The 15,789-nt window shown below is 61.5% G+C and carries 18 protein-coding genes; 5 read left to right on the top strand and 13 right to left on the bottom strand.

Annotation, left to right across the window (positions count from 1 at the left end; all coding sequences use genetic code 11):
• The 10 genes from flgH to D8767_RS09075 all read right to left on the bottom strand — a co-directional run bounded on the left by flgH (position 1) and on the right by D8767_RS09075 (position 8,250).
• Positions 1-696, bottom strand: a complete 696-nt coding sequence (gene flgH, locus D8767_RS09120) for a flagellar basal body L-ring protein FlgH (protein WP_016711815.1) — start codon at positions 694-696, stop codon at positions 1-3.
• Between the two features lie 36 nt (positions 697-732).
• The gene (gene flgG / locus D8767_RS09115; RefSeq protein WP_012051601.1) at positions 733-1,518 is read right to left on the bottom strand and encodes a flagellar basal-body rod protein FlgG; all 786 of its coding nucleotides are present in this window, start codon (positions 1,516-1,518) and stop codon (positions 733-735) included.
• 48 nt (positions 1,519-1,566) lie between these two features.
• Positions 1,567-2,307, bottom strand: a complete 741-nt coding sequence (locus tag D8767_RS09110; RefSeq protein ID WP_027609423.1) for a flagellar basal body rod protein FlgF — start codon at positions 2,305-2,307, stop codon at positions 1,567-1,569.
• A 205-nt stretch (positions 2,308-2,512) separates the two neighbouring features.
• Positions 2,513-2,701: a hypothetical protein gene (locus D8767_RS09105; RefSeq protein WP_016711817.1), complete on the bottom strand. Its 189-nt coding sequence runs from the start codon at positions 2,699-2,701 to the stop codon at positions 2,513-2,515.
• Positions 2,702-2,773: 72 nt separating this feature from the next.
• A complete protein-coding gene (locus tag D8767_RS09100) occupies positions 2,774-4,528 on the bottom strand; it encodes a flagellar hook-basal body complex protein (RefSeq protein WP_016711818.1) in 1,755 nt (584 codons plus the stop codon).
• Positions 4,529-4,559: 31 nt separating this feature from the next.
• A complete protein-coding gene (gene flgD, locus D8767_RS09095) occupies positions 4,560-5,264 on the bottom strand; it encodes a flagellar hook assembly protein FlgD (RefSeq protein ID WP_016711819.1) in 705 nt (234 codons plus the stop codon).
• Between the two features lie 15 nt (positions 5,265-5,279).
• Entirely contained in the window at positions 5,280-5,723 is a 444-nt protein-coding gene (gene flgC, locus D8767_RS09090) for a flagellar basal body rod protein FlgC (RefSeq protein ID WP_027609421.1), read from the bottom strand.
• Positions 5,724-5,725: 2 nt separating this feature from the next.
• The gene (gene flgB, locus D8767_RS09085) at positions 5,726-6,136 is read right to left on the bottom strand and encodes a flagellar basal body rod protein FlgB (RefSeq protein WP_016711821.1); all 411 of its coding nucleotides are present in this window, start codon (positions 6,134-6,136) and stop codon (positions 5,726-5,728) included.
• Positions 6,137-6,441: 305 nt separating this feature from the next.
• The gene (gene cheR / locus D8767_RS09080) at positions 6,442-7,269 is read right to left on the bottom strand and encodes a protein-glutamate O-methyltransferase CheR (RefSeq protein ID WP_004575768.1); all 828 of its coding nucleotides are present in this window, start codon (positions 7,267-7,269) and stop codon (positions 6,442-6,444) included.
• A 51-nt stretch (positions 7,270-7,320) separates the two neighbouring features.
• On the bottom strand, positions 7,321-8,250 hold the full coding sequence (locus D8767_RS09075; protein ID WP_010955104.1) for a chemotaxis protein CheV: 930 nt from the start codon (positions 8,248-8,250) through the stop codon (positions 7,321-7,323).
• A 77-nt stretch (positions 8,251-8,327) separates the two neighbouring features.
• Here D8767_RS09075 and flgA point away from each other — a divergent pair, with 77 nt between their 5' ends.
• The 4 genes from flgA (at position 8,328) to D8767_RS09055 (ending at position 10,900) form a co-directional block, all read left to right on the top strand.
• Positions 8,328-9,080, top strand: coding sequence for a flagellar basal body P-ring formation chaperone FlgA (flgA, locus tag D8767_RS09070; RefSeq protein ID WP_016711822.1), 753 nt, complete (start codon positions 8,328-8,330; stop codon positions 9,078-9,080).
• A 165-nt stretch (positions 9,081-9,245) separates the two neighbouring features.
• Complete coding sequence (gene flgM / locus D8767_RS09065) at positions 9,246-9,560, top strand: flagellar biosynthesis anti-sigma factor FlgM (protein WP_016711823.1); 315 nt, start codon at positions 9,246-9,248, stop codon at positions 9,558-9,560.
• 49 nt (positions 9,561-9,609) lie between these two features.
• Positions 9,610-10,077, top strand: a complete 468-nt coding sequence (locus D8767_RS09060; protein ID WP_016711824.1) for a flagella synthesis protein FlgN — start codon at positions 9,610-9,612, stop codon at positions 10,075-10,077.
• Between the two features lie 79 nt (positions 10,078-10,156).
• Positions 10,157-10,900: a flagellar brake protein gene (locus tag D8767_RS09055; protein ID WP_016711825.1), complete on the top strand. Its 744-nt coding sequence runs from the start codon at positions 10,157-10,159 to the stop codon at positions 10,898-10,900.
• Positions 10,901-10,990: 90 nt separating this feature from the next.
• On the opposite strand, the gene D8767_RS09050 is transcribed toward D8767_RS09055, so the two are convergent.
• From D8767_RS09050 to bkdR, 3 genes are all read right to left on the bottom strand, one after another.
• On the bottom strand, positions 10,991-12,331 hold the full coding sequence (locus D8767_RS09050) for an MFS transporter (protein WP_016711826.1): 1,341 nt from the start codon (positions 12,329-12,331) through the stop codon (positions 10,991-10,993).
• Between the two features lie 128 nt (positions 12,332-12,459).
• The gene (locus D8767_RS09045; RefSeq protein WP_161775525.1) at positions 12,460-13,701 is read right to left on the bottom strand and encodes a glutamine synthetase family protein; all 1,242 of its coding nucleotides are present in this window, start codon (positions 13,699-13,701) and stop codon (positions 12,460-12,462) included.
• A 171-nt stretch (positions 13,702-13,872) separates the two neighbouring features.
• Positions 13,873-14,358 (bottom strand): Bkd operon transcriptional regulator BkdR, encoded by a 486-nt coding sequence (bkdR, locus tag D8767_RS09040; RefSeq protein ID WP_012273540.1) that lies wholly within the window; start codon positions 14,356-14,358, stop codon positions 13,873-13,875.
• Between the two features lie 198 nt (positions 14,359-14,556).
• Here bkdR and D8767_RS09035 point away from each other — a divergent pair, with 198 nt between their 5' ends.
• On the top strand, positions 14,557-15,789 hold the full coding sequence (locus D8767_RS09035; RefSeq protein WP_016711828.1) for a 3-methyl-2-oxobutanoate dehydrogenase (2-methylpropanoyl-transferring) subunit alpha: 1,233 nt from the start codon (positions 14,557-14,559) through the stop codon (positions 15,787-15,789).

The raw sequence follows: 15,789 nt of genomic DNA, 5'->3' as shown, positions 1-15,789 counted from the left end.
TCAGAAAGGCCAAAGCGGGCTGATGAAGAAGCGGTCCAGCCACCCGGGCTGGCTGGCATCGGCGAACGAGCCGGTACCGGAATAGGTGATGCGCGCGTCGGCCACACGGGTGGACGGCACGGTGTTGTCAGTGGCGATATCGTCAGCGCGGATCATGCCGGCAATACGCACCAGCTCTTCGCCTGTGTTCAGGGTCAGCCACTTCTCGCCACGCACGGCGATGATGCCGTTGGGCAGCACTTCGGCCACGGTGACGGTGATGGAGCCGGTCAGGGTGTTGCCCTGGGTAGCCTTGCTATCCCCCTTGGTGGTGCGCTCGCCGTTGTAGCCGGCCTCCAGTGACAGATCACCGCCGCCAAACGGGTTGTTGGTGTTTGGCGTAGTGCCGAACAGCGAAGTCAGGCCGATATTGGCGTTGCTGTTTTTCTGGATCTGCGAACCGGCGTTCTTGCTGGCGGACGTGCGCTCGTTGAGCGTGATGGTGATGATGTCACCCACCCGGAACGCCTTGCGGTCGCTGTACAGGTTCTGCTCGAAACCGGCCTGGTAGATCGAACCGTTGTTGGCCGCCGCCGGCAACGGGGTGCGCGGCAGGACCGGCGCATAGTACGGGTCGTTGGGCTTGGGCGTCGGGCCGACGCAACCTGCCAGCAACACCGCCCCCCCCAGGGCGAACACGGACAACAGACGATTCATGATGCATACCTCACGGGTGTAACGAAGCGACAGGGCTTAGAGCTGTTGGGTCACGAACGACAGCATCTGGTCGGCGGTGGAGATGACCTTGGAGTTCATCTCGTAGGCACGCTGGGTGGTGATCATGTTCACCAGCTCTTCCACCGTGCTGACGTTGGAGTTTTCCAGCGTCTGCTGCAGGGTAGTGCCGAAGCCGTTGAGGCCTGGGGTGCCGACCTGCGGCGCACCACTGGCAGCGGTTTCCAGGAACAGGTTGTTACCCATTGCCTGCAGGCCAGCCGGGTTGATGAAGTCGGCGGTCTGAATGTTGCCGATAACCTGCGCAGCCGGGTTGCCGGCGGTGGTGATCGACACGGTGCCGTCCTGGCCGACCGTGAAGGTCTGGGCGTCGTTCGGGACCACGATGGCAGGCTCCAGCGCCAGGCCATCGGCGTTGACGATCTGGCCGTCGGAGTTCAGGTGGAACGTACCGTCGCGGGTGTAGGAGACGGTGCCGTCAGGTTGCAGGATCTGGAAGAAGCCACGGCCATTGACGGCCATGTCCAACGGGTTCTCCGTGGTCTGCAAGCTGCCGGTCTGGAAGTTTTTCTGCGTGCCGACAATGCGCACACCGGTACCGACCTGCAGGCCCGACGGCAGCTCGCTGTCCTGGGTAGACTGCGCACCTGGCTGACGCTTGATCTGGTACAGCAGGTCCTGGAATTCGGCACGATCACGCTTGAAGCCGGTGGTCGAGACGTTGGCCAGGTTGTTGGAGATGACCGTCAGGTTGGTGTCCTGTGCGGACAGGCCGGTTTTAGCGACCCAGAGAGCCGGAAGCATTTAGTGTTCTCCTCGTGCGCCTGATTTACGGCACCCGTTCAAATGTGGTTAGCCGAGTTGCAAAACACGCGCCATGGCTTCATCGCCTTCCTTGGCCGCGTTCATCATCTTGACGTGCAGTTCGAACTGACGGGACAGCGCCAGTACAGAGGTCATTTCCTCGACAGCGTTGACGTTGCTGCCTTGCAGAAAGCCCGATACCACCCGCACGTTGATGTCGGCATCGGCGGGTTGGCCAGACGTGGTGTGAATCAGCCCGTCCTGGCCTTTGGTCAGGCCTTTGGTGTCGGGGTTGACCAGCTTGATGCGGTCGACTTCTGCCATCACCCGTGGGTCTTCACCCATGGAGCGGATGCTGATGGTGCCATCGGAGCCGACTTCGACCTTTTGCTCTGGCGGGATGGCAATAGGGCCGCCGTTGCCGAGCACAGGCATGCCGTTGCCAGCACGCAACACCCCGAGGGCGTCGATGTTCAGGCTACCGGTACGCACATACGCTTCACTGCCATCTGGCGCTTGCACGGCGATGAAACCATTACCGCTCACGGTCACATCCAGGTCGCGGCCGGTTTCCACCATCGGGCCTTCACTGAAATCGGTGCCCGGGCGCTCGGTCATGGCAAAGGCACGCGCCGGAAAGCTGTCACCGAACACCGGCATCGAACGCGCCTGCTCCAGGTCACGCTGAAAACCATTGGTAGAAATGTTGGCCAGGTTGTTGGCATGCGCCTTCTGCGCCAGCGCGTTCTGGCTGGCCCCGGTCATGGCCACATAAAGCATCTTGTCCACAATCATCCTCCGTTGCACTGGCGGCCGGTTGCCGTTCGCCGTTGCTCTACAGGGGCTAAAGCAAGTTCCGAACCAACTTGCCAAAAGCACGAAAAAGCCCATGAATACGGGCAATTGGGAAAGCCCGGGCGGCGACAGCCGCCGGTTATCCGGCGCTGCTTTGCCGCTGGCGGCAAAACGGGTTCATCTACAGGCAACCCCGTGCCTACGGCAGGTCACGGCAACGCGCATTGTTGTAAGGCCCGGCAAAGCGCCTCCAGCCCTCACCTGGCGACCACTGCGAACACACCAGACGCCCATCCACCAGGCTTTCCCATCGCCAGTAAGGCGCTGGCGCCGCCTGCAGCTGACCAAGACAGCAGGCAACCAGCATTGCGACAAACAGCCTTTTCATCACCCCTCCTGCAAAAACGACGAACCCCTTCACGAGAAAGGGGTTCGCCTGTACGCACTCAAACAATCACGATCAAGTCATCTGAATGATGGTCTGCATGACGGTACTTTCGGTCGAAATGGTCTTGGCGTTCGCCTGGTAGTAGCTCTGCGCCTTGATCAGATCAACCAGCTCCTGCGTCAGGTTGACGTTGGAGCCTTCCAGCGAGTTGGACTCGATCGCGCCCAAGGTACCGGTTTTCGGCGAGTCGATACCCGGAATGCCCGAGTTGTAGGTCTCGGTCCAACGGGTACTGCCGATTTGCTGCAGCCCCTGCTCGTTGGCGAAACTCGCCAGCGCTACCTGACCAATGGCGCGCGACTGGCCATTGCTGAAGGAGGCGAACAATACACCCGTCGCGTCGATGCTCAGGTTGGACAGGATGCCCGTGGCATAACCGTCTTGGGACTGAGACATACGCGCCGTTTCAGTGTTGTAGGAGGTGGTGCTGGCCATCGACATTTTCATGCCGGCAGCATCGCCCACCGCACCGTTGGCACTCCAGTTACCCGAAGCATCTTCGGCTGCCGGCACCCAGCCAATCATGCTGAAGGTATTGTTGACGACCGTGAACGAGGTGCCCGCTGGGTGCCCGGTGTTGTCGGCTGTCATCGAGTTGACCGAGCCATCGCTGTTGAATGCGATCGTGCCCACCAGCGGCTCTGTGCTGCCCGGATTGAAAGGGTTGCGCCCGTCAACGAGGGTGTACATGGTCCACTCGTTGGTACCGGTCTTGCGATAGAACTGCTCCATGGTGTGTTCGTTGCCCTGGCTGTCATACACCTTGGTCGGGAACGAGCGGGTATAGGTCGTATCGTCGGAAGGGTCGAACGGCTTGTTCGCCACCAAGGCAGGCGAGGTGACACCCAGCGACTGGTCGGTACCTGCCGCACCACTGGCAACCCAGTCACCATTGGCATCCTGAGTGGCCGGCACCCAGCCGGTCATGGCAAACGCGCCATTGCTGACCGTGAACGAAGCACCACTTGGCACGCCCGTGGTGTCAGCCACCATGGAGCCGATGGTGCCATCACTGTTGTAGTTGATGGTGCCGGCCAGCGGGGTGGTACTGGCCGGGTCGAACGGGTTGCGACCGTCGACCAGCGTGTACATGGTCCATTCGTTGGTGTCGGTCTTGCGGTAGTACTGCTGCACTTCGTGCTGAACACCGTTAGCATCCAGCACGGTACTGGTGCTGGAGCGCTGATAAGTGCTTGGGTCCGCCGGGTCGAATGCAGCCATGGACGGCGGCTTGGTGTTGTCATACACCAGGAAAGGAATCGAGGCCGCCGAGGAGTTCAGATTGATGCCCTGGTCGATCAACGAGGTCGGCTTGGGCTGCAATGCCGACGTATCGATCTTCAGGTCGGTCAGGACGCCTTTCTGGATCTTGCCGGTGGCATCCGCCATGTAACCTTGCAGGCGCAGGCCATCGGAGGTTTCGACGAAGTTGTCCTTGCTTGGCTGGAAGGAGCCCGCCCGGGTGTATACCTTCGAGCCGTTGTCAGACAGCACGAAGAAGCCCTGCCCCTGGATGCCCATGTCCAGCACGTTGCCCGTGGTGTTTACATCACCTTGGGTGAACTGCTGAGAAATGGCCGCCAGCCGCACACCATTGCCCACCTGATTCTTGCCCACACCCAGGCGGTTGGCGCCTGCATACACATCCGCGAACTCGGCGCGCGAGGACTTGAAGCCCGTGGTATTGACGTTGGCGATGTTGTTGCCGGTGACATCCAGCTGCTTGTTGGCTGCGTACAGACCGCTAAGGCCGATATTGAAAGACATGAATTCGCTCCTTTTGCCGCTCTAGCGGGCCTTAGATACCGATGGTTTGCACGTCGGAGAGGGAGACCTTGCCTACACCGGCAAGGTTGAGCACCATTTCGCCCGAGGCACTGAAGCTGACACTGGTGACCTTGGCCGGCAACAGCGTGCTCATTTGCACCGCCTTGCCATCGACTGTGGTGCTTGCAGTGAAGGTGTAAGTGCCCGGGTCCACTTTCTCGCCACTGTTGTTGGTACCGTCCCAGATGAAGTCGGCGTAACCGGCTTTCTGCTCACCCAACTCGATGGTCTTGACCGTGTTGCCGTCCTTGTCCTTGATGGTGATCTTCGCTTCACTGATGGCCTGGGGCACAACGAACTGGGCATTGAAGCTTTCAGCGGTGTCAACCACGGCCTTGTCGTTCTGAACCACCACCGACCGCCCTACCAGCGACGATGCCTGAAGCGCCTGGGACGAAGCCATGGCACTGGTGATGGCGCTGACCGAGTCGTTCAGCGAGGTAATACCTTCCAGGCTGCTGAACTGCGCCAGCTGGGCAACGAACTCGCCGTTATCCTGCGGGTCCAGCGGGTTCTGGTGCTGCATCTGGGTGACAAGCAACTGCAGGAAAGCATCTTTGCCGAGCGAATCGGTGCCAGTCTTGGATGCAGTGTCCGTGGTCTTTTTGGTGCTGGTGCCCACGCCCGACGCCGACAGCACGTCATTGAGGTTCACACCGTTAGTATCGATTGCCATGGTCCGAATTCCTTATCACTGCCCCAGGGTCAGCACTTTCTGCATCATGGTCTTGGCCGTGTTCATCAGTTCGGCATTGGTCTGGAACGCGCGGCTGGCAGAGATCATGTCAGCCATCTCCTCGACCACGTTGACGTTCGGGTAGTAGACGTAGCCGTCCTTGTTCGCCGCCGGGTGGTTCGGCTCGTAACGGGCCTCCAGGGTGCTCTGGTCTTCGACGATGCCTTTTACCTGCACGCCCTGCCCTGCCTCACCCTGGTCTTCGAACAGCGACTGGCTGCTGCCGGCCTGTGCGTCCTGGAAGGTGGTGGCGAACACCGGGTGGCGAGCGCGGTAGGTCTGGTCGATGCTCGAAGACACGGTCTCGGCGTTGGCGATGTTGGACGCCACGGTATTCAGGCGCGTGTTCTGCGCGCTCATACCGCTACCGGCAATGTTGAAAACACTGGAAAGGGACATGGTCATTCTCCCCGCAGGGCGGAAACCAGCCCTTTGAATTTACTGTTGAGCAACGTGAAGCTGGCCTGGAAGCCGATGGCGTTTTCGGTGTAGTTCGATTGCTCGATCTGCGCGTCCACGGTGTTCTGGTCGATCGACGGCTGCAGCGGCGTGCGGTACTTGAGGGTATCGTCAGCGGCGATGGCGAGGCCTTCGGCTTCGATGTGCCGGCTGTTGGTACGGTCCATGGCGAAGCGGCCGCTTTGCTGCTTGCTGGTTTCGGCGGCGAGCACCGAAGAAAAGTCCATGTCACGCGCCTTGTAGTTGGGCGTGTCGGCGTTGGCGATGTTGTTGGCCAGCACTTCAGCGCGCTGGGCGCGGAAGCCCAGTGCCTTTTCGTGAATGCCAAGCGCCTTGTCGAAGCTGATGCTCATGTCGGGGAAACCTTCAGAGGTTGACCGGAATGTCGTTGAGCAAGGTATAGCAAGGGCTGTGCCAACGCGTGAAAAGCCCGGAAACACAGGCTTTCGAGGGACGGTGGTGTCAGGGTGATGCCAGAAAAGCGGCAAAGGCCTTCCGCCTTGGGCGGTGAAAGCGGCAATTGGCGGGTGGCAAAAGCGGCAAATCAAAAAATTGACGTCAGTCTTTCCCCTGTACCGGCCTCTTCGCGGGCGCGCCCGCGAAGAGGCCGGTACAGGCAAACAAAAAGGCCGGCAACTTTCGCTGCCGGCCTTTGTGCTTACTTGGCCTGGTAGATGATCCCCGGGCTGCACTGCACCATCTGGTAATGATCCGGCAACCCGTTCAGGGCTTCCGAGGCGCCGAGGAACAGGTAGCCACCCGGCTTCAGGGTGCTGTGAATGCGCAGCAGGATGTCCTTCTTCACCTGCGCCGAGAAGTAGATCAGCACGTTGCGACAGAACACGATGTCGAACTTGCCCAGGCTGGCATAGCTGTCGAGCAGGTTGAACGAGCGGAACTCGACGCGGCTGCGAATGGCCGGCTTCACCGCCCAGCGTCCTGGCCCCTTGGGGTCGAAGTAGCGCTGCAGGCGCTCCTGCGACAGGCCGCGGGCAATCGCCAGGCTGTCGTACTCACCGGTCTTACAGTTGGTGAGCATGGTGCCTGACAGGTCGGTGGCCACAATCTGCGCCCCCATCTTCAGCTGGCCCAGATTGCTGCGCTCGAACTCGTCGATGGCCATCGAGATGGAATACGGCTCCTGCCCCGACGAACAGGCCGCCGACCACATGCGCAGGCGCTGGCCAGGGTTGTTGCGGATGAACTCGGGAATCACCTTGTTCTTCAACACTTCGAACGGGTAGGTATCGCGAAACCACAGGGTCTCGTTGGTGGTCATGGCATCCACCACCTGCTCGCGCAAACCGCCGCGCGGCTGGGCCTGGATGCGCTGTACCAGCTCGCCCAGACTCTTAATGCCCTGTTGTTCCATCAGCTTGTTGAGACGGCTGGAAACCAGGTACTGCTTATTCTCGCCCAGCAGGATGCCACAGGCTTTCTCCAGGAATACCCGGAACTGTTCGAAATCCAAATTACCCGTAGACACTACTGCCGCCTCTTTTCAATCACTGGTGCCGGGGGCCTGCCCCCGGCTGCTTCAATGCGCTGCCTTGATCCGGTCGACCACCCGCTGGGCCAGGTCGTCCGGCTTGAACTTGGCCAGGAAGTCATCGGCGCCGACCTTCTTGACCATTGCCTGGTTGAACACCCCGGAGAGCGAAGTATGCAGGCAGATGTGCAATTTTTGCATGCGCGGGTCGCTGCGGATCTCCGCCGTTAGCGTATAGCCGTCCATTTCCGGCATTTCAATGTCCGAGATCATCATCAGGAACTCTTCTTCCGGCTTTTTGCCCTCGTCCACCAGCTGACGCAGGTAGTTCAGGGCCTGACGGCCATCATTGAGCGCCACCACCTCCACCCCCACGGTCTGCAGGCAACGGCTGACCTGCTTGCGCGCTACCGACGAATCGTCGACGGTCAGCACCCTCATCAGCACGGCCTTGTCCTGCACTTCGGCGTCGATCACCCCGGCCGATACCGATTCCGACGATGGCGACACTTCGGCCAGCACCTTCTCTACATCGATGATCTCGACCATCCGGTTGTCCACCCGGGTGACCGCCGTCAGGTAGTGGTCACGGCCAGTGCCCTTGGGTGGCGGATGGATCTCTTCCCAGTTCATGTTGACGATGCGCTCCACCGAGTGCACCAGGAAGCCCTGGGTCTTGGTGTTGTACTCAGTGATGATCACGAAGCTGTTGCGCGTGTCTTCCTGCAGCGGCCGCAACCCGGTGGCCATCGACAGGTCGAGAATCGGGATGGTCGCCCCGCGAATGTTGGCAACGCCACGCACCACCGGGTGCGCCTTGGGCAGCAGGGTCAGCGCAGGGCATTGCAGCACTTCCCTGACCTTGAACACGTTGATGCCGTAAAGCTGCTCGCCATTGAGGCGAAACAGCAGCAATTCCAGGCGATTCTGCCCCACCAGCTGCGTGCGCTGGTTGACCGAATCCATAACACCCGCCATGCCAGACTCCTTAATCTTTCAGCCTTTCGTTGCAACTCAGCTAGCGAGTCGGCACGGGCTTTGCTTTTTTGAGCGTCATGCACACGAAAACGACATTTTTCCGACGATTGACGCGCCTGCTGACCGGCTTGCTGGCCACGCTGTGCCTGCTGGCGCCCGGCGTTCGTACGTTAGCGGACGCGTTCACCTTGCCTGAACAACTTATCGGTGTCACCCAAGGGTTTCTTGAATTCACCGTAGAAGATTACCTGGCCACCACCCAGACCGCAGGCCGTTACGAAATCCAGGTCAACCCGCTGGACCCGCGCCTGCGCATGCCGCTGTGCAGCCAGCCACTGGACGCCTCGCTGGAAAGCCCCGCGCAGCCACTGGGACGGGTGACGGTGCGGGTTCGCTGCGACAGCGCAGCCCCGTGGACAGTGTTTGTGCCGGCTACCGTACGGCTGTTCCGCGACGTGGTGGTGGTAACCCGCCCGCTCAAGCGCGACAACACGGTTGGCGAAGGCGACGTGGCCCTGCGCGAGCGCGATGTCGGCACCCTTGGCCAGGGCTTTCTGACTGAACTGGACCAGGCAGTGGGCATGAAGATGCTGCGCCCCACGGTGATCGACCAGGTGCTCACCCCACAACACCTGGAACAGGCCGAAGTGGTCCGCAAGGGTGACCAGGTGGTGATCATTGCCCGCAGCGGCAGCCTGAGCGTGCGCATGCCGGGCGAGGCCCTGAGCAAGGGCGGCCTGAGCGAGCAGATCCGGGTACGCAACCTCAATTCCAAGCGGGTGGTCAAGGCCAGAGTGACCGGCCCCGGCCAGGTCGAGGTCAGTATGTAAGCCAGCCGCCCGATTGCGCTGGCGGTGAGGAACCGCATTTCCTAAACTGTGTCAGAAAACGGGTTACGCGAGCCTGCCGACAGGCGGCGATGCATTTGTGCCTAAAGTTTCTATCGGGTTGGCCGAAAACAAGGCAAGCGTCCAAATACCCAGAGGTTTCTGATCATGGTCATCGACTTCAGTCGTTTGAATAACTCGCCGTCCGTCACGGGCGGTGTGCGCGGCAACTCCGCGTCGGGCAGCGCCGAAAAGCCGGCAGCCAGCCAGGAAGCGGCCAGCGCCACCAGCGCCAGCGGAGAAGCGGTGCACCTCAGCCAAGAGGCCCAGCAGTTGCAGAAGATCAGCGACAAGCTGCGCGACGAGCCCGTGGTCAACAGCGCCCGCGTGGCCCAGTTGAAACAGGCGATCGCCGACGGCAGCTACCAGGTCGATGCTGGCCGGGTCGCCAGCAAACTGCTCGATTTCGAAGCCCAGCGCTGACCGTACGGCGCGCTGACTTCACGGACGCTAGAAAAGCCAAGAGTTAGCCATGCACGACATCACCTTGCTGCAACTGATCGAAGACGACATTGCCCCGATGCAGGAACTGCTCGACCTCCTGCAAAAGGAGTCTGTAGCCCTGCATGGCCGCGATATGGCCCCGCTGGAAAATATTCTGGCCCGCAAGCAGTCATTGATCGTGTTGCTCGAGCAGCAAGGCCTGCGGCGCAACAACCTGCTTACCAGCCTTGGCCTGAGCGCAGACCGCGCCGGTGTGGAGGCGGTGGCGGCACAATCGCCCAACGGTGAGTTGATCCTGCAACAACTCGACGTGATCAGCCAGTTGATGCAAGCCTGCCAACAGCTTAACGAGACCAATGGCCGGATCATCCAGGTGCAGCAACACGTCACCAGCAACCAGATCCGGATCCTCATGGGCGGCGATTCGCCGTCGCTGTACGACAGCCGCGGCAGCACCTCGCCGCTGGCCAAGCCACGGGCCCTCAGCCAAGTGTGATTTTTCTATCAAGGCACGGAACATACTGGCAAAATGCCGTTACTTGCGTGTGTCGCTTTTGCCTGGAGAACGATAAGCCGTGTTCAATGAATCCGATGCCCCGCAACCGCCAAAGGTGCTGAGCACCCCTTTGGAGATTGCGGCCAACTTGCGGCAGCTGCAGGAAAGCCACGACCCCCTCATCATCACCTTCCACGACCGTAGCCAGCGCTTTCAGAGCTATGTGGTGCACGTGGACCGTGAAAGCAACACCCTGGCCCTGGACGAAATGATCCCCCGCGATGGTGAGAAGTTCATCGAGAACGGCGAGCACTTCCGCATCGAAGGTTTCCACGATGGCGTGCGCATCGCCTGGGAATGCAACCACGCGCTGAAGATTACCGAAGTCGACGGCCACCGCTGCTACAGCGGCCCCATGCCAGAAGAGATGACCTACCACCAGCGCCGCAATGCCTTCCGCGCCGCGCTGAAGTTGTCGCAGCTGGTCGATATCATCCTCGACGGCGCCCACCTGAAGGGCAACGGCGCCCTGCGCGGCAAACTGCTGGATATCTCGGCTACCGGCTGCAAACTGCGCTTTGAAGGCAATGTCGAAGACCGCCTGCAACTGGGCCAGGTGTACGAGCGTTTCAAGGCGGGCAACCCGCTGGGCCTGGTGGACACCATGGTCGAACTGCGCCACCTGCACTATGAAGAGCGCATCAACACCACCTTTGCCGGCGTACGCTTCCATAACCTGAGCGGGCAGGCACAGCGCAAGATCGAGAGCTTTGTGTACCAGCTGCAGCGTGAGGCGCGGCGGTTCGACAAGGACGACTACTGATCGTCGGCTAGCTGTTAAGCAAAAACGCCACCTGCTGAGGTGGCGTTTTCATTTGTGCTCTTCCTGCCCCGCGAAGAGGCCGGTACTGGCTTACACCGACTTGCTGGCCTCCTGCGGTTCAGCGGCCTGTGGCTCAGCCCCCTTCTCTTCATCCTCGGTATCTTCAGCCGCTACCGGCGCCTGCATCATGTCCTGTACGGTCTGCTCATCCACCCGTGGGTCCAGCGCTGCCGACAACGGCGAACCGGCCGCCGGCATCGCCACGTGGCCCAGCGGCGCATCCTGAACCTGGTGCAGCCCGGTAACCGCTTTCGGCCGAATGCGCCACACCAGCACCAGGGCGAAGAACACAAAGAACGCATACAGCATCTGTGCGCCCAGCACCTTCATCAGCACGCCCGCCGCCAGTGGCCCGATGCACGCACCCACACCGTAGGTCACCAGCAGCATGGCGGTCAGCGACACCCGCCGCTCGCTTTCCACGTGGTCGTTGGAAAACGCCACCGCCAGCGGGTACAGGCAGAACTGCAGCAACGAAATCAAAAAGCCGATACCGAACAGCAACTCCAGCGGCACACTGGGCAGTATCGCCAAGGGCGCAGCGGCCAACGCCAGGCCTATTGCCACGCTGCGAATCAGCACCGCCCGGTCGTAACGGTCAGACAACCAGCCCAGTGGCCACTGCACCAAAAGGCCAGCGAAAATACAGCTACCCATGAACAGACCGACCTGCTCGGTGGTCATCCCTTGGCTGGAGGCATACAAGGGCGCCAGGCCGTAGAACGAGCCGACGATCAATCCCGAGCCCAATACCGTACTGAGCGATTGCGGCACACGCTTGATGAAGAACTTCGGCTCCATCGGCGCCGGGCGCAAGGGCGCCGGGTGAATGCGCCGGGTCATCGCCACCGGCACCAGGCACAAGGCAAAGCACATCGCCACCAGCATCAGCAGCTCCGGGCCAAGCGCGGGGTGCACCACCAGGATCAGCTGGCCAAGCACCAGCCCCAGGTACGATGCGATCATGTAGCCGCTGAACACCGCGCCACGGTGCTTCACGTCAGCCTGCTCGTTGAGCCAGCTCTCGATGACCATGTATTGGCACATCATGCCCAGGCCCACGATCATGCGCAGCCCGACCCAGGCCGGCAGCCAGCTGGTCAGGCCATGGCCAAGCACTGCCGCACCGACGATGCCGGCGCAGGTGGCATAGGCGCGAATGTGCCCTACCCGGCCGATCAGCCGGTGGCCGACCTTGCCGCCCACCGCCAGGCCAAAATAGTTGGCCGCCATCAACGCGCCCACCCACAGGCTGTCGACGTGGTCGGCCGCCAGGCGCAACGCCAGGTAGGTACTGAGCAGGCCCGAGCCGATCAACATCATCAGCGCGGCGAAATACAACGACTGAAACGGCTTCCATACATTTCGCATACGTCCCGCAATGCTCCCTGGTCAGGTGGCGGTAGGTGCTAGCAGCATAAGGGCAAACGCCGGTCAGTGCAGGCCCCCGACTGCAAAATGGTGCAGCCGGGGCGTGTCCGGTGCAGGTCGTGTCGCGATCAGGCCTGTGCCGCCAGCACCCGGCGCTCCCACGGGGTGATTTCGTCGAAGAAATCGGTCAGCTCCAGGGTCTTGCTGGCGATGTAGCCTTCGATGAACTCACCGCCGAACAGTTCCCGCGCCAGCGCGCTGCGCTTGAGACGCTCCAGCGCCGCATGGAGGGTGCATGGCAAGCTCAAGTGCTCCGGCACTTCGAACTCGCCCTGAATCGCCGGCGAAGGTTGCAGGCGCTGCTCGATGCCATGCAACCCCGCGGCCAGGGAGGCGGCGATGGCCAGGTAGGGGTTGGCGTCGGCGCCGGGCAAGCGGTTTTCCACCCGCCGCGCTACCGGTGCACTGGCCGGGATGCGCAGGCCTGCTGCACGATTGTCCTCGGACCAGCAGGCGTTGTTCGGCGAAGCATAGGGGTGGCACAGCCGCTGGTACGAGTTGACGTTGGGCGCAAACAGCGCAGTGAAGTCGGCCATGCATGCCTGCAGGCCGCCAATGAAATGGTGGAAGGTTTCGGTAGGCTGGCCCTGCTCATCGCTGAACACGTTACGCCCGCTGCCGGTATCGACCAGGCTCTGGTGAATATGCATGGAACTGCCAGGCGTGCGCGCCAGCGGTTTGGCCATGCACACCACGGTCAGCCCGTGCTTGAGTGCCACTTCCTTGAGCAGGTGTTTGAACAGGAAGGTCTGGTCGGCCAGCAGCAGCGGGTCGCCGTGCAGCAGGTTGATCTCGAACTGGCTGACACCCATTTCATGCATGAAGGTGTCGCGCGGCAGGCCGAGCGCGGCCATGCACCGGTACACCTCCTTGAAGAACGGGCGCAGGCCGTTGTTGGAACTGATACTGAACGCCGAGTGGCCAAGCTCACGGCGGCCATCGATGCCTACGGGGGGCTGGAACGGTTGCTGCGGGTCGCTGTTGGGGGCAAAGACAAAGAATTCGAGCTCGGTCGCCACCACTGGGGCCAGGCCCAGCGCCGCATAGCGGGCGATCACGGCCTTGAGCTGGCCACGGGTGGACAGTGCCGAGGGACGACCATCCAGTTCATTGGCGTCGCAAATGGCCAGGGCGCGGCCGTCGTTGCTCCAGGGCAGGCGATGGACCTGGCTGGGTTCGGCGACCAGTGCCAGGTCGCCGTCGTCGCTGCCATAGAACTTCGCCGGCGGGTAACCGCCCATGATGCATTGCAGCAACACCCCGCGTGCCATCTGCAGACGGCGGCCTTCGAGGAAGCCCTCGGCGGTCATCACCTTGCCGCGCGGCACGCCGTTGAGGTCGGGGGTGACGCATTCGATTTCATCGATGCCCTGAAGCTGAGCGGTGCTCATGACGCTTGTCCTTGTTGTTGTGCGCTGACAACAACATAGGCTGGGGGTGTTTAAAATATCAAGCACCCTCTTTAACACCTGTGCTGGCCACTACTCCCGCAAGGTCATGCCATTGGCCGGCAGGGGCAAAGCGGTTTTGTACCGCACCTGCTTCAAGGCAAAACTCGAGCGTATATTCGCCACCCCCGGCAACCGCGTGAGGTAATCGAGAAACCGCTCCAGCGCCTGAATACTCGGCAGCAGTACCCGCAACAGGTAATCCGGGTCGCCCGTCATCAGGTAGCACTCCATCACCTCGGGCCGTTCGGCAATTTCTTCCTCGAAGCGGTGCAGCGACTGCTCTACCTGCTTTTCCAGGCTGACATGGATGAACACATTCACATCCAGCCCCAACGCCTCGGGCGACAACAAGGTCACCTGCTGGCGGATCACCCCCAGCTCTTCCATGGCCCGCACCCGGTTGAAACAGGGCGTGGGCGACAGGTTGACCGAGCGTGCCAGCTCGGCGTTGGTGATGCGGGCGTTTTCCTGCAGGCTGTTGAGAATGCCGATATCGGTACGATCGAGTTTGCGCATGAGACAAAATCACCGGTTTTTTGTGTTTATGCGGAATGTTTATCTGCCCCGCTCGGCAAAGGCAATCAACTTGAGAGAAAAATTCTCCTGCCGGACCACTAAGATGTAGGGGACGCTGACTTACCAGTCACAAGCCGGTACTCAGCGGCGGCCGCTTCAGAGCTCACAAAAACAAATACCCGAGCGAGCGTAAAAAGCATGAACGAGTACGCCCCCCTGCGTTTGCATGTGCCCGAGCCCACCGGCCGGCCAGGCTGCCAGACCGATTTTTCCTACCTGCGCCTGAACGATGCAGGTCAAGCCCGTAAACCCCCTATCGATGTCGACGCTGCCGACACCGCCGACCTGTCCTACAGCCTGGTCCGCGTGCTCGACGAGCAAGGCGACGCCCAAGGCCCGTGGGCCGAAGACATCGACCCACAGATCCTGCGCCAAGGCATGCGCGCCATGCTCAAGACGCGGATTTTCGACAGCCGCATGGTGGTTGCCCAGCGCCAGAAGAAGATGTCCTTCTACATGCAGAGCCTGGGCGAAGAAGCCATCGGCAGCGGCCAGGCGCTGGCGCTTAACCGCACCGACATGTGCTTCCCCACCTACCGTCAGCAAAGCATCCTGATGGCCCGCGACGTGTCGCTGGTGGAGATGATCTGCCAGTTGCTGTCCAACGAACGCGACCCCCTCAAGGGCCGCCAGCTGCCGATCATGTACTCGGTGCGCGAGGCTGGCTTCTTCACCATCAGCGGCAACCTGGCGACCCAGTTCGTGCAGGCCGTCGGCTGGGCCATGGCCTCGGCCATCAAGGGCGATACCAAGATTGCCTCGGCCTGGATCGGTGACGGCGCCACGGCCGAGTCAGACTTCCACACCGCCCTCACCTTTGCCCACGTTTACCGCGCCCCCGTGATCCTCAACGTGGTCAACAACCAGTGGGCCATCTCAACCTTCCAGGCCATCGCCGGTGGCGAGTCGACCACCTTCGCCGGCCGTGGCGTGGGCTGCGGCATCGCTTCGCTGCGGGTGGACGGCAACGACTTCGTCGCCGTTTACGCCGCTTCGCGCTGGGCTGCCGAACGTGCCCGCCGTGGTTTGGGCCCGAGCCTGATCGAGTGGGTCACCTACCGTGCCGGCCCGCACTCGACCTCGGACGACCCGTCCAAGTACCGCCCTGCCGATGACTGGAGCCACTTCCCGCTGGGTGACCCGATCGCCCGCCTGAAGCAGCACCTGATCAAGATCGGCCACTGGTCCGAAGAAGAACACCAGGCCACCACGGCCGAGTTCGAAGCGGCCGTGATTGCTGCGCAAAAAGAAGCCGAGCAGTACGGCACCCTGGCCAACGGTCACATCCCGAGCGCCGCCTCGATGTTCGAGGACGTGTACAAGGAGATGCCCGACCACCTGCGCCGCCAACGCCAGGAACTGGGGGTTTGA

It is taken from the genome of Pseudomonas sp. LTGT-11-2Z (assembly GCF_003691445.1).
GTDB lineage: Bacteria > Pseudomonadota > Gammaproteobacteria > Pseudomonadales > Pseudomonadaceae > Aquipseudomonas > Aquipseudomonas monteilii.
Note: the sequence above shows the minus strand (reverse complement) of the source record. Positions and strands in the feature narration are given on the sequence as shown.